9 protein-coding genes are annotated in these 13234 nt (G+C 72.8%); 6 read left to right on the forward strand and 3 right to left on the reverse strand.

Annotation, left to right across the window (positions count from 1 at the left end; translation table 11 throughout):
* Positions 1–216 precede the first annotated feature (216 nt).
* Positions 217–2265: a serine/threonine-protein kinase gene (locus tag AB0G35_RS06395; RefSeq protein ID WP_360944554.1), complete on the reverse strand. Its 2049-nt coding sequence runs from the start codon at positions 2263–2265 to the stop codon at positions 217–219.
* A gap of 176 nt (positions 2266–2441) precedes the next feature.
* On the opposite strand from AB0G35_RS06395, the gene AB0G35_RS06400 reads away from it, so the two are divergent.
* The 5 genes from AB0G35_RS06400 to AB0G35_RS06420 all read left to right on the forward strand — a co-directional run bounded on the left by AB0G35_RS06400 (position 2442) and on the right by AB0G35_RS06420 (position 8381).
* Complete coding sequence (locus AB0G35_RS06400; RefSeq protein WP_360944557.1) at positions 2442–2915, forward strand: MarR family transcriptional regulator; 474 nt, start codon at positions 2442–2444, stop codon at positions 2913–2915.
* A gap of 99 nt (positions 2916–3014) precedes the next feature.
* Positions 3015–3926, forward strand: coding sequence for a hypothetical protein (locus tag AB0G35_RS06405; protein WP_360944560.1), 912 nt, complete (start codon positions 3015–3017; stop codon positions 3924–3926).
* A 618-nt stretch (positions 3927–4544) separates the two neighbouring features.
* Positions 4545–5423 (forward strand): glutathione S-transferase C-terminal domain-containing protein, encoded by an 879-nt coding sequence (locus tag AB0G35_RS06410; RefSeq protein ID WP_360944563.1) that lies wholly within the window; start codon positions 4545–4547, stop codon positions 5421–5423.
* 71 nt (positions 5424–5494) lie between these two features.
* Positions 5495–6586 carry a hypothetical protein gene (locus tag AB0G35_RS06415; protein ID WP_360944566.1) on the forward strand — a complete coding sequence of 364 codons (1092 nt, stop codon included), beginning with the start codon at positions 5495–5497 and terminating at the stop codon, positions 6584–6586.
* A 112-nt stretch (positions 6587–6698) separates the two neighbouring features.
* Complete coding sequence (locus tag AB0G35_RS06420) at positions 6699–8381, forward strand: CocE/NonD family hydrolase (protein WP_360944568.1); 1683 nt, start codon at positions 6699–6701, stop codon at positions 8379–8381.
* Between the two features lie 252 nt (positions 8382–8633).
* Here the strand turns inward: AB0G35_RS06420 and AB0G35_RS06425 are convergent, their stop codons facing one another.
* Positions 8634–9080: a MarR family transcriptional regulator gene (locus tag AB0G35_RS06425; protein WP_360944571.1), complete on the reverse strand. Its 447-nt coding sequence runs from the start codon at positions 9078–9080 to the stop codon at positions 8634–8636.
* Positions 9081–9130: 50 nt separating this feature from the next.
* Positions 9131–10975, reverse strand: a complete 1845-nt coding sequence (gene asnB / locus AB0G35_RS06430; RefSeq protein ID WP_360944574.1) for an asparagine synthase (glutamine-hydrolyzing) — start codon at positions 10973–10975, stop codon at positions 9131–9133.
* A gap of 392 nt (positions 10976–11367) precedes the next feature.
* Between asnB and AB0G35_RS06435 the strand changes: the two genes are divergently transcribed.
* Positions 11368–12891 carry a glutamate synthase subunit beta gene (locus AB0G35_RS06435; protein ID WP_360944577.1) on the forward strand — a complete coding sequence of 508 codons (1524 nt, stop codon included), beginning with the start codon at positions 11368–11370 and terminating at the stop codon, positions 12889–12891.
* Positions 12892–13234 lie beyond the last annotated feature (343 nt).

Genomic DNA, 13234 nt, shown 5'->3' on the forward strand with positions numbered 1-13234 from the left:
ACGTACGGATGCCCGCGCCCCGGGCGGTGAAGCGGCACCCGGGCGGGCATCCCGCGAACGCCCGGGCAAACCCTCCTGCGGGACGACCCGGAGCCGCCGGGAGCTACATCCCCCGGCGGTCACCCGTGGTGCGGCGGTCGTAAGCCGTCCGCAGGAGCCGTCGGAACGGGAGCCGCCGGAGGGGCGGCGGCGACGGAACCGGGTGGGTGGCGGCGGTCAGGCGACCTTGGCGCAGATCATCGTCCGGCCGTCGTAGACGTTCCAGGAGTAGCGGTAGTGGCCGGGGTCGGCCGGACAGGCGTTGGTGCCCGCCGAGGCCGACAGGACGGCCGTGATCTGCATGATGAAGTTGAAGCCCCGTGGCACCTTGTCGGCGCTGCAGTTCCACAGGGTGAGGAGGTTCGCGCCGCCGGGCCGGTTGCCGTTGGCCTTGGCGAGGAAGCACTGGCCGTTGCGGAACTGCCGCTCCACACACAGGTTGACGGTGGAGTAGTCCTCGGCGGAGTGCCACCAGCCGCCGCGACCGCCGCCGGACGGGCAGGTCCCGGAGCCGGCGACCCGGTTCACCCGCAGATACGCGTTGGCCGCCCCGCAGCCGACCCGCAGCGGCACCGTACGGCTCCAACTCCCGTAGCCGTCCTGGTACGCGTCCAGGCAGTCACCGGCCCGCACGGCCGCGAAGGCCTGGTCGACCGGGCCGGGCGTGCGGGTCGAGGCGACGGGCGTGGGCACGCCGCCGCTCCCACCGCTCGTGGAGGACCCGCTGGAGGACCCGCTCGACGAACTCCCCGACGAGCTTCCCGCCGAAATCCCCGAGGAACTGGACGACGTCCCGCTCGACGTCCCGCTGCTCAGCCCGGAGCCGAGCCCGCTCCCGCCGCTGGTGTACGTGCCGCTCGACGAGCTCCCCGAGGCGCTGCTGGACGAACCGGACGACGAGCCGGAGGTCTCGGCGGCCTTCCACGGCTGCCAGAAGAACACCGTGAACGCGATGAGGGCGAGCACCAGCCAGCCGCAGCCGCCGGACGAGGAGCTGCCACCGGAGGAGCTGCCACCGGAGGTGGTCGCCGGCTTCGGCGCAGGTGCCGGTGTCGAGGCGGGTGCGGGCCCGGGTGTGGGCTTCGCCTGTACGGGCTTCGGCTTGGGCTTGGGCTGAGCGGGCCTGGGTTTCGGCGCCGGCGTGGGCTTCTGCTGTGCCGCCTTCGCCTTCGCCTTCGGCTCCGGTTTCGGCGTGGGCTTCGGCTTCGGCTTCGGTGCGGCGGCGCGCTCGCGCTGCTCGGTGTAGACACGGGTGGGCCCGGGCGGCGGCACCGCGCGCGTCCGCGCGTCGAGGGTGGGGGCCTCCGCACCGCCCTCCTCACGCAGTCGGCGCCCCTGCGCCTCGTACTCCTGGATCAGGGCGGTCCACCGCGGCGGCAGCCAGCGTTCGGCGCGGCGCGAGGTCGGTACCCGCTCCAGCCCTTCCTGGAACTCCCGCAGGACGTCGGCGGGCCGGGGCCGCTCGGCCGGGTCGATGGCCAGGCACGGGCGGATCAGCGAGCCCAGTTCCTTGGGCAGCCCGGTCAGATCGAGGTCGCCGCGCTGGACGACGGCCAGCAGCCGGATCATGTCGCCGGTCTCCGGGTACGGCGGGCGGCCGACGGCGAGATGGAAGAGCGTCGCCCCGAGCGAGTAGACGTCGGAGGCCGCGGTGGAGGGCTCGGCGCGGGCCTGCTCGGGCGAGGTGAAGGCGATGGTGCCCAGCGTCAGCGAGGTGCGGGTCAGGTCGTAGGCGTGCGAGATGCCGAAGTCGATCAGGCGCGGGCCGGACAGCGGCAGCAGGATGTTCTGCGGTTTGACGTCGCGGTGCACGATGCCCTCGTCGTGCAGGGTGACCAGCGCCTGCGCCGTCCCCGCCGCGATCCAGCGCACGGCCGTACCGGGCAACCGGCCCGCGCTGCGGACGAGTTCGGACAGCGACGGCGCCGGTATGTACTCGATCGCCATCCACGGCTGTGCGGCGTCCGGATCGGCATCCAGCACCCGCGCCGTGAACGGGCTCTCGATCCGCCGGGCCAGCGCCACCTCGCGGGCGAACCGCCGTCGGTCGGTGTCGCTGACCGCGCCCTCGGCGAGCAGCGTCTTGACGGCGACGAGCGATCCGTCGGCCGTGGACCGCCCCAGATAGATCCGCCCCATGCCGCCCGCACCGAGCCGCCCCAGCAGCCGGTAGTCGCCGAGCCGCCGTGGGTCGTCGCCGAGCGGCCTGATTCCGATACCGGTCATGCCGTGCCCCCTGGTCCCCCTGCCATAGCACTGGTCAAACAGTGCCATGCGGAAGGGAGTTGAGGAAGTCGAAACCGTCTGCCCACCTTGACCTCAAGTCGACTTGAGGTTTTACGGTGGGTGGGTCGTCGATCAACCGAAGGCGCACAGGAACCCCGAGAAGGGACGACGGAACCATGGCAGACAAGGGGCCCGTGGAACTCAAGAGCTACTCGCAGGAGGAACTGGCCGCCCAGCCCATCGGGGCGTGGACCGGAGAGGCGTACCGCCGGGTGGTCGGTGCGCTGCGGGCCGAACTGGCCGTGGAGGACCTCACCCAGCCGCACTGGTGGACCCTCAACCACGTGGCCGGCGCGCCCGGCACCTGGACCCGCGCCACGCTGACCGAGCGGCTCGGCCCGTATGACGACCTCGGCACCGACTTCGACGCCGTGTACGACGACCTGATCGCCCGGGCGTGGCTGACCGAGGACGCCGAAGGCATGACGCTGACCGAGGCGGGCGAGGCCGGGCGGCTGCGCGCACACGAGCGCAACCTGCGGGTCCACCGGCGGACGCACGACGGCATCGACACGGCCGACTTCGTGACCACCATCGACGTCCTGCGCCGCATGGTCGCCAATCTGGGCGGCAACGGTGATCTCCCGTGATCGTTGTGCTCTCCGGCGTCGCCGACCGCCCGCCACCGGATGACGGTGCGCGGCCGGTGCCGCGCACGCCCTGATTCCCGGTGCGAGGAGAGACATCCGATGGCCCCAGCACAGCACGACGGCGGTTCCGGCTCGTCCGCACGGATGACCCGTTTCGACGACCTCTACGACCAGCCGGACCCGCGCTCGTACTTCCGCGTGCTGGGCGCGCTGGACTACCGGACGCCGCATCACGCCCAGGGCGTCTTCCGCCGTCTCCTGCGGGCCGCGGTCGCCGCCGCCCCGCAGGACCGCGCCGCCGGCGAGCAGCCCGCCACCGTCCTGGACCTCTGCTGCTCGTACGGCATCAACGCCGCCCTGCTCAACCACGATCTGACCCTGGCGGAGCTCGCCGCCCACTACACCTCCAACCGGGCCGCCGGCCTGACCACCGCCGAACTCATCGAGCGGGACCGGGAGTTCTACGCCGCGCGCCGCCGCCCCGACGCGGTGCGCGTCGTGGGCATCGACATCGCCGCACCGGCCGTCGGGTACGCCCGCGCGGTCGGCCTGCTGGACGCGGCGTTCGCCGAGAACCTCGAAACCGCCGAGCCGAGCCCCGCACTGCGCCGGGCCCTGCACGGCCTGCGGCTGATCACGGTGACCGGGGGCGCGAGCTTCCTTTCCGCCCGCACCTTCCGCGTACTGCTGGAGGAGGACGCGGCGGGGGAGGGCGGCCGGGAGCTGCCGTGGGTGGCGGCCTTCGTGCTCCGTACCGGTTCCTACCGGCCGATCGCCGACGGTCTGGCCCGGCTCGGCCTGGCCACCGAGAGGGACGACACCCGGACCTATCCGCAACGCCGGTTCACCGACGCCGACGAGCAGAGGTACGCCGTCGCCGCGGTGACCGCGGCCGGTGACGATCCGTCAGGCAAGGAGAGCCTCGGCCGCTTCCATGCGGCCCTGTACGTCTCCCGGCCCGCTGCCCAGGCGGCCGCCCAGCCGCTGAGCACCCTGCTGCCCGGCCCGTGACCGTACCCCTCGTGCATCAGCAGCCCCCCTTGCGCGCGCTTCGTGTTCCACCCATCGACCCGACGCCGGTCCGTCGCCGACGACGCCGGGCGGCGCATTTCGCTTCGAACCAGGGGAGTTGGAGATCAACGCGGGCAACAGCTCGGAGGCCACCCTGAAGACGGGCCCCACCCTGACGTGAGGCCGGGCCGCAGCGCCGGCGCGCGGGGCACCGGCGGTTCGCGGGGGTCTGCGGCCCGGACGCATACGCCCCCACGGCCGTGGACAGTCTCTTGACGCGGCGTGGCCGCGCCTCGACACTCAAGGGCGGGAACCCTGGCGAACAGGTGGGACATCATGGGGTATGCAGGGCTGGTCATCGCTCGCGCGGACGGCGCGATCCAGCCGCTCCCCCTTCTGACGTCGCGTCGCCACATCGATCTGCTGCGCGTCTGCAGCGCGGCGAGTTGCCTCCGCCGCCACCGGTAGACCGGCAGACGGCGGTCCGGTGAGCCGGTGGGCAGCGGCCCGGCCGCGCCCTGTCTCCGCACGTCGTGCCGCCGCCGTACGGCCGTACGTCCTGCGCCACTTCCGCACCCCTTCCGCGCCCTTCAGAGCACCCGGATCCCAGGGAGTCGTATGTCCGCCCCGCCCCCGACCGTCGTCCCCTCCCTCCGCGGCAGGATCGGCGGTGACGCCCGCAGCGGCCACTACCCCGTGCCGCACCGCTATCGCCTGCATCTGACGCCGTCCTGTCCGCAGTCCCTGCGAATCGCCGTCACGCACGGCCTGCTCGGTCTCGGCGGGACCCTCCCGGTGACCCTGCTGCCGGCCGTCCCCGACGGCCGGGAGGGCGAATACGCCGCCCTGCGCCCGCTGTACGAGGCCAGTTCGCACCAGCACCCCGGCCCGGCGGCCGCCCCGGTCCTCAGCGACGGCTGGACCGGCCGGATCGTCAGTACGCACGCGCCGGACATCCTGCGGGACCTGGCCGAGCAGTTCCGCGGCGACGGTCCCGAGCTGTACCCGGCCCACGCCCGCGACGACATCGAGGAGGTCGCCCGGCTCTGCGAGCACGACCTCCATGAGGCCGCGCAGCGCGCCGGCCGGCTCGGCATCGGCAGCTGCGGCCACCAGGAGGCACTGGACACCCTGTTCCGGGCACTGGACGCGCTGGAGGGTCGGCTGGCCGGCCGGGACCACCTGCGCGGCGGCGAACTCACCCTCGCCGACGTCCACGTGTGGGTGTCGCTGGTGCAGCTCGACACCGTCCATCGCTGGCATCTGGACGCCACCGCGGTGCACCGCATCGCCGGGTACCGTCGGCTGTGGGCGTACGCACGCCGGCTGGCCGCGCTGCCCGCCGTCGGCTCCCACCTCGACCTGGACGGTATCGCCCGCCGGCACCACGCCCGCTGCCGGGGGCGGGAGGCCGCCGGGGCGGCGGTGCAGATCGTGGAATGGGCGGCGCACCTCCCCGTGGCCCCCTCCTCGTGCCCGACTCAACCCAGGGGTTGACGCCGCCGCCCGGACCCCGCACGTACGCTTCCTTCGTCGAAGCGGCCGGGGGCCGGAAAGGAGCGGACGAGGTGCGTGTACTGCTGGGGATCGCCGGTGCGGTCATCGTGCTCGGGGTGTTTTCCTCGGTGCTGCACTCGCTGGTGATCCCCCGGCCGACGCCGTCCGGCCTCGGCCGGATCGTCCAGCGGCTGGTCCACCGGCCGTTCCGGCTGCTGGCCGACCGTCTGCCGAGCGCGGAGGCCAAGGACCGGGTGCTCGCCCCGATGGCGCCGCTGGCCATCGTCGCCACCCTGATCGCCTGGCTGGGCTGCTTCCTGGTCGGGTACGCCCTGCTGGAGGCGGCGGTGAGCCGGCTGGGCGCCAGGGAGGCGCTGACCGAGTCCGGTTCCTCGCTCTTCACACTCGGCTTCGCCAGCGGTGACCGCGCGACGCTGAACGCCATCGACTTCGCCGCCGCCGTCACGGGCCCGATCGTGATCGGCCTCCAGGTCGGCTATCTGCCCGCCCTCTACGGCGCCTACCAGAGCCGGGAGACCGAGGTGACGCTGCTGCAGGCGCGCGCCGGCAGCCCGCCGTGGGGACCGGAGATCCTGGCCCGCTACGCACAGGTGGAACTGCTCGGCAGCCTCACGGAGTTGTTCCGCACCTGGGAGCGGTGGAGCGCAGGCGTGAGCGAGAGCCACACGACGTACCCGATCCTGATCCACTTCCGGTCCCCCAAGGCGACCCGCAACTGGCTGATCGCCCTGCTGTCCGTGATGGACGCCGCGGCCCTGCGGCTGGCCTTCAATCCCTCCCAGCCGCAGGCCGAGGTCCGGATGGCGCTGCGCGCCGGCTTCGTCTGCCTGCGGGAGATCGCCACCATCGAGGGCATTTCCTACGACCAGGACCCGCACCCGGACGACGCGTTGCAGCTGACCTACGAGGACTTCCTGCGGGGCGTGGAGCGGATGGCGGCCCAGGGGTATCCGATGGAGCGCTCCCCCGAGGAGGCATGGCCGCACTTCCGCGGCTGGCGGGTCAACTACGAAGCCCTCGCCTATCGCCTGGCCCGCGACATCGAGGCGGTCCCGGCCCCCTGGTCCGGCACCCGCCGCAGGGAGGTGACCATCCGTACCCCGCTCACCCCCGTCGACCGGCGCCCAGTTACCAGTGAGTAAGTTTGGCTGATCATGGTCTCCCGGGGCCCGATCATGCGCCCGTACGCTCTCCTCCACCGCAACCGGATGGGTGTCACCGTGGCACGGCGGTCAGATTTCCGATGGAGCATCGATGGCGCGATCCCGGCGTACCTCCCGCAGACCGCACGGCCGCCGGCGCAGAGCAACAACCGCCTTACTCGTCACGGCACTTGGACTCGGCGGCAGTCTCACCACCTGCCCCGCGTCGGCGGCGCCGGCCGCCGGCCACCGGCCCGCCGCCACCGCGCAGCTCGCCCACCCCGCGTTCCGGCTCGCCGACATCCCCATGAAGGACGGCACCGTCCTCAAGGCCGATGTGTTCACCCCCGCCCCCGGCACACCCGGCGCCGACCGGAAGGGCCGCTACCCGCTCGTCGTGCAGCCGGCCAGCTGGGGGCAGAACGACCTGGAGTACCTCGCCCAGGGCAAGCAGCTGGCCGCCGCCGGCTACCTCGCCGTCACGTACACCGTGCGCGGCTTCTGGCGCTCCGGCGGTGAGGTCGACGTCGCGGGACCCAAGGACGTCTCGGACGTGTCGTCGGTCATCGACTGGGCCCTCGCCCACACCCCGGCCGACCGGCAGCGCATCGGCATGGTGGGGCTCTCCCTCGGCGGCGGTCTCACCCTGATGGGCGCCGCCTTCGACCCCCGCATCAAGGCGGTCGCCGCCATGAGCGGCTGGGGCGACCTCACCAACTCCCTGTACAGCGGCGGCACTCGGCACCTCCAGGCGGCCGCCCTCCTCGCCGCCATCCAGGCGCCCACCGGCCGCCGCAGCCCCGAGTACGGCCGGATGCTGGCCGACCTCTTCGCCGGCCGGGACATGCCCAAGGTGGTCCGCTGGGCGGACACCAGGTCCCCGGCCACCTACGTGAACCGGATCAACGCCCACGGCACGGCCGTCTTCCTCGCCCACGCCTGGGGCGACAGCTTCTTCAACCCCAGCCAGCTGACCGCGTTCTACCAGCGGCTGACCGGCCCCAAACAGCTCGAACTCCGCCCCGGCGACCACGCCACCCAGGAGCTGACGAGCCTGCTGGGCCTGGACAACCCGACCTGGAAGAGCGCCCGCCGCTGGCTCGACCACCACCTCAAGGGCAGCGGAAGCAGCCGCGGTCCGCGGCAGTCGGTGGACCTGGAGGTCCGGCCGAACGGCAACCACGAGCGCTACCCGGACTGGCGCGCCATCAGTTCCCGTACCGCCCACCTCCGTCTGGGCGGCCCGGGCCCGCTGCAGACCGGCGCGCTCGGCGGAACGACCGCCGCAGCCGGCTGGCGGAAGTCCGTCGTCGGCGGCACGGATTCGGGTGCGGACGGCGGCATCGCCCTCCTCTCCGGAGTGCTCGACCAGGTCGCCGCCCTGCCCCCGACCGTCATCGTCCCCCTGCTGCCCCGCAGTTCGGCCGCCGTCTGGCAGTCGGCGCCCTACGGATCGGCGCAGCACCTCCGCGGCGCCGCACGGGTGCACACACAGGTCACTGCCGCCGCACCGGAGGGCACGGTGTTCGGCTATCTCTACGACGTCAACGCGCTGGGCGTGGGCAAGCTGATCTCGCACGCCCCGCAGAGCTGGTCCGGCAAGAAGCCGGGCCGCGCCTTCCCGCTCGACGTCTCCCTCTTCACCACCGCCTACGACCTGCCCGCCGGGCACCGGCTGGCGCTGGTCCTGGACACCAAGGACCCGATGTACGGTGGCCGTACGCCACGGGGAAGCAGCGTGTCCTTCGTCTCCACCGCGGCCGATCCGGCCGAACTGGCACTGCCCCTGCGCTGACCGGGCCCGCCGCAGTACGGGCCGGACGTACGGGCAGCCGACGGCCCGCGGCCTCGTACTGCGGGCCGTTGGGAGCAACCCTGATCCGGGTGCGCGTGGTGCGTGGCATCGAGAATTGCAGGATGCAAGGGTTGCTGCGGGCCGTCACCGGGCCGGCCGGCCGTCTGTCTCCCGGGTCCTTTCGGCCTGCCGTCCGGTGACACCGCGCCCCGCCCCGGGGCCGGCCACGGAGCGGCTCCCCTCCCACAGGTCTCAGTCCCCGGCCTCGGCGAGCCGCCGCAGCAGCGGTTCCACCTCGGCGAGCCGGCGGACCTCGTCGGGGCGCAGCGAGCCGAGGCGCCGGGTGAGCGCCTCGGCCTCGCCGCGGGCGACATCGGCCAGCGCGGCGCTGCCGCGTTCGGTGAGCCGGACGCGGCTGGCGCGCCTGTCCGACGGGTCGGGATCACGGCGGACCAGCCCCGCGGACTCCAGACCCAGGACGGTGGCCGTGGCGGTCGGCTGCGAGCAGGGCACCCAGTCCGCGATCTCCCCGATCCGGGCCGGGCCGCGCTGGGTGAGCAGGGCCAGCACGGCGAGCTGGCCCAGCTGCATGCTGCCCTCCGTGGCGGCCCGGCGCAGACTGCGGATCAGCCGGTGCAGGGTGATCACCAGTTGCAGCACCTCGTCGGCACCGAGTACCGCGTCCTCACCCGTTGCCATCGCCGGCTCCTCGCGCTGCCCGTTACCCGCTACCGATCACGCCCCGCTGATCAGGCGAGCGTAATCGTGGGGGAGTACATGTCCAGCCACAGCGCCAGATCCAGTGTCCTTTCGAGACCGCGCCGGGACGCCTGGGTGATCTGCGGGGCGTCGTGCCGAACGGCACGCCGCAGCCACTCGCGGTCGACGATCTCGAACACGGGGTGCGAGTCGCGGGACAGCAGCTCCTCGGCGTGGCGCTGGAGGGCGACCGCGTACTGCGGGTCCTGGGTGGACGGGTAGGGGCTCTTGACGCGGTCGTACACGGACCTCGGCAGGAGGTCCGCGGTGGCCTCGCGCAGCAGGCTCTTCTCCCGGCCGTCGAAGGACTTCAGCGACCACGGCGCGTTGTAGACGTACTCGACCAGCCGGTGGTCGCAGAACGGCACCCGCACCTCCAGCCCGACCGCCATGCTCGCCCGGTCCTTCCGGTCGAGCAGCACCCGCACGAAACGGGTCAGGTGCAGATAGCAGACCGTGCGCATCCGGAACTCGAAGTCGCTCTCCCCGTCGAGCCGTTCGACGTCCTTGACGGCCGAGTCGTAGCCGTCCTGCACGTACGCGCCCAGGTCCAGGGCCCGGGTGACGCCGGGGGTGAGGATGTCGCCGTCGTCGCCGAAGTCCTGTGCGTGCCGCACGAGCCAGGGGAAGGTGTCGGCCCGCCGGGCCTCCTCGTCGAAGAACTGCCGGTAGCCGCCGAAGACCTCGTCGGCCGACTCCCCGGACAGCGCGACCGTCGAATGCCGGCGGATCGCCTTGAACAGCAGGTAGAGCGAGGCGTCCATATCGCCCAGCCCCATCGGCACGTCCCGGGCACGGATCATCTCCGCGCGGACGTCGGGATCCGCCAGCGCGGACGAGTCCAGCACGATGTCCTGGTGCTCGGTACCGGCGGCCCGGGCCACGTCGTGCACATAGGGGGTGTCGGGCGTGGCGCGCAGCTCGTCGGCCACGAAGTGCTCGGTCCGGCCCACGAAGTCGACGGCGAAGCTGCGGACCGTCTCGCCCGCCGCGGACAGCTGGCGGGCCGCCAGCGCGGTCATCGCCGACGAGTCCAGACCGCCCGACAGCAGGGTGCAGCGCGGCACGTCCGAGACGAGCTGCCGGCGGACGATGTCGTCGAGCAGGGCGCGGACGTGTGCGACGGAGGCGTCCCGGTCGTCCTCGTGCGGCCGGGTGCGCAGCGACCAGTAGACCTGCCGGCGCAGCCCGTTGCGGTCGACGGTGACGACGGTGCCGGGCTCGACCTCGTGCATGCCGTCCCAGATCGCATGGCCGGGCGTCTTCACGAAGGCGAACAGCTCGCGCAGCCCGTCGAGACCGACCTCCCGCCGTGCCAGCGGATTCGCGAGGATCGCCTTGGGCTCGGAGCCGAACAGCACACCGTCCGGCGTGGCGTAGTAGTAGAAGGGTTTGATGCCCATCCGGTCGCGGACCATGATCAGACGCTGCCGCTGCTCGTCCCAGAGCGCGAAGGCGAACATCCCGTTGAGCCGCTCGGCGACCGCCTCGCCCCACTCCAGATATCCGCGCAGGACGACCTCGGTGTCGGAGCCGGTCCTGAACCGGTGGCCCCGGGAGGCCAGCTCCTCGCGCAGCTCGCCGAAGTTGTAGGTCTCACCGGAGTACACGAGGACGACCGGCGTCCCGTCCGCCCGTTCGGCGGTCATCGGCTGACGTCCACCGGGCAGGTCGATGATCGCGAGCCGGCGGTGTCCGAGGGCCGCTGGCCCCTGCACCCAGGTGCCGCGGTCGTCCGGCCCGCGGCAGGCCATCGTCTCGGTCATCGCGTCCACGGTCTCCTGCTCGGAACGCAGATCACGGTCGAAGGAAATCCAGCCGGTGATGCCGCACATGCCATGTCCTCCTCACCCGCTCCCCGGGGACGCCGCGCCCGATGCGGAGCGCCCGCCCCGGAGATCCGTTGTATCGAGCACCTATATAACGAGCGTGTGCCTCGGAAGCGGCCCCGTCAACCCGCTCACAACAAGCCACGCCCCCGGCCCACGGGCCCCGAAATCCCCGCGAAACCCCCTGCAACCTGCGGCTTTACGCGCAACAGCCACCAGCTGGCCGGGAAACGGAGGGGCTGCCCCATACGGGAAGGCGACGAAGGTTTTACCCGGACCGGACACCGCGCACGGCACCAGGCGGACCGGCGCCGCAGCCCGCCGCCCGCCGTCCGGTGAAAGCGGCACACGGCAGGCGTAGGCTGGCCGGAACGCCGCAAGTGCGATGGAGGCGGCGCATGACCGACCCATACGGATTCCTCAGGACACCGCGGCGGCCCGTTCCGCCGCGACCCGTCGAGGAGCGGCTCAACGACTGGCACGAGGTCTACGCGGGCCAGGCGCTGCTCCCGCTCGTGTCCGAGCAGGCGGGGCGCTGCATGGACTGCGGCATACCGTTCTGCCACAACGGCTGCCCGCTGGGAAACCTCATCCCCGAGTGGAACGCGTACGCCTCGCGCGGCGACTGGCGGGCCGCCGCCGAGCGGCTGCACGCCACGAACAACTTCCCCGAGTTCACCGGGCGGCTGTGCCCGGCACCGTGCGAGGAGGCCTGCGTGCTGGCCCTCAACGCCGATCCGGTGACGATCAAGAACGTCGAGCAGGCCATCGCCGACGAAATCTGGGTGCGCGGCTACGCACCGCCGCACCCGCCGCACCGGCTGAGCGGGAAGACCGTCGCCGTCATCGGCTCCGGCCCCGCGGGGCTGGCCGCGGCGCAGCAGCTCACCCGCACCGGCCACACCGTCGTCGTCTACGAACGCGCCGACCGCCTCGGCGGGCTGCTGCGCTACGGCATCCCCTCGTTCAAGATGGAGAAGTACCACATCGACCGCCGGATCGAGCAAATGCAGGCGGAGGGCACCAAGTTCCGCACCGGAGCCGACGTCGGCGGCGAACTGGACGCCCGTGAGCTCAGGAGGCGGCACGACGCGCTGATCATCGCCGTCGGCGCCGGCGAACGGCGCGAACTCCCCGTGCCCGGCCGCGAGTTGGCCGGCATCCACCAGGCCATGGACTACCTGACCTTCGCCAACCGCGTGGTGGAGGGCGACTACGCCACGCCGCCGGTCACCGCCGAGGGCCGGCACGTGGTGGTCGTCGGCGGCGGGGACACCGGTTCGGACTGTCTGGGCACCGCACTGCGCCAGGGCGCGTCCTCCGTGGTGCAGTTGGACATCAATCCCGAACCGGGCCGCGAACGGACGGACACCCAGCCCTGGCCGACGTACCCGAAGGTCTACCGGATCTCGCACGCCCATGAGGAGGCCCGGGGCCGGGCGGGCACCGATCCGCGGCTGTTCTCCTCCGCCACCCTGGCCTTCGAGGGTGACCCTTCGGGCCGGGTGTGCGCGCTCCACCTGACCGAGGTCGAACCCCGGGCCCGGCGCCCGCTGCCGGGCAGCGAACGGGTGCTGCCGGCGGAGCTGGTCCTGCTCGCCCTCGGCTTCTCCGGCCCGGAACGGGACAGCGGTCTGCGGACGCAGTGCGGGCTCGCGCTCGACGACCGCGGCAACTACGCCCGGGACGCCGCCTTCGCCGCGGGAAGCGCCGAGGGCGCGGAAGGCGTCGGGGGTGCGGAAGGTGCCGGGGGCACCGTCGACGGCGTGTTCATCGCGGGCGACGCGGGCCGCGGACAGTCCCTCGTGGTCTGGGCCATCGCCGAGGGACGCGCCGCGGCAGCCGCCACGGACCGCTACCTGACCGGCACCACGACGTTGCCGGCACCGGTGGGGGCCCACGATCGCCCGCTCGTGGCGTGACCCCAATGAAGGCACGTGGTCGGCTTTCCCGCGGTTCCGCTGCGCTTGGCGGTGCTGTGTACGTTGTCGGCTGTCCCGCGGTGGGGCGTCTCGCCGTTCCGCTGCGCTGTGCGGTGCCGCGTACGTTGTCGGCTGTCCCGCCGTGGGGCGTCTCGCCGTGGCGCCTGCGGCGGGCGGGTGGTTGTCGGGTGCGGTGACGGCCCTCCGGGGCCTGGTGTGTGGACTGCTTCGCTTTACGTCCACACACCAGGCCCCTCCGGCCCGTCCCCTCCCGTTGGGGGTGGGAATGCGGTGGGTGGGGGTGGACGTTGGGGCATGCAAGGGGGCGTGGCGTCCCGTAGGG

This window comes from Streptomyces sp. NPDC021749, from assembly GCF_040640655.1.
Taxonomy (GTDB): Bacteria; Actinomycetota; Actinomycetes; order Streptomycetales; family Streptomycetaceae; genus Streptomyces.

Bases quoted from the DNA above. Each gene is read 5' to 3' on its own strand.
- AB0G35_RS06395 (WP_360944554.1), bottom strand. From the start codon at position 2,265: ATGACCGGTATCGGAATCAGGCCGCTCGGCGACGACCCACGGCGGCTC.
- AB0G35_RS06400 (WP_360944557.1), top strand. From the start codon at position 2,442: ATGGCAGACAAGGGGCCCGTGGAACTCAAGAGCTACTCGCAGGAGGAA.
- AB0G35_RS06405 (WP_360944560.1), top strand. From the start codon at position 3,015: ATGGCCCCAGCACAGCACGACGGCGGTTCCGGCTCGTCCGCACGGATG.
- AB0G35_RS06410 (WP_360944563.1), top strand. From the start codon at position 4,545: ATGTCCGCCCCGCCCCCGACCGTCGTCCCCTCCCTCCGCGGCAGGATC.
- AB0G35_RS06420 (WP_360944568.1), top strand. From the start codon at position 6,699: ATGGCGCGATCCCGGCGTACCTCCCGCAGACCGCACGGCCGCCGGCGC.
- AB0G35_RS06425 (WP_360944571.1), bottom strand. From the start codon at position 9,080: ATGGCAACGGGTGAGGACGCGGTACTCGGTGCCGACGAGGTGCTGCAA.
- asnB (WP_360944574.1), bottom strand. From the start codon at position 10,975: ATGTGCGGCATCACCGGCTGGATTTCCTTCGACCGTGATCTGCGTTCC.
- AB0G35_RS06435 (WP_360944577.1), top strand. From the start codon at position 11,368: ATGACCGACCCATACGGATTCCTCAGGACACCGCGGCGGCCCGTTCCG.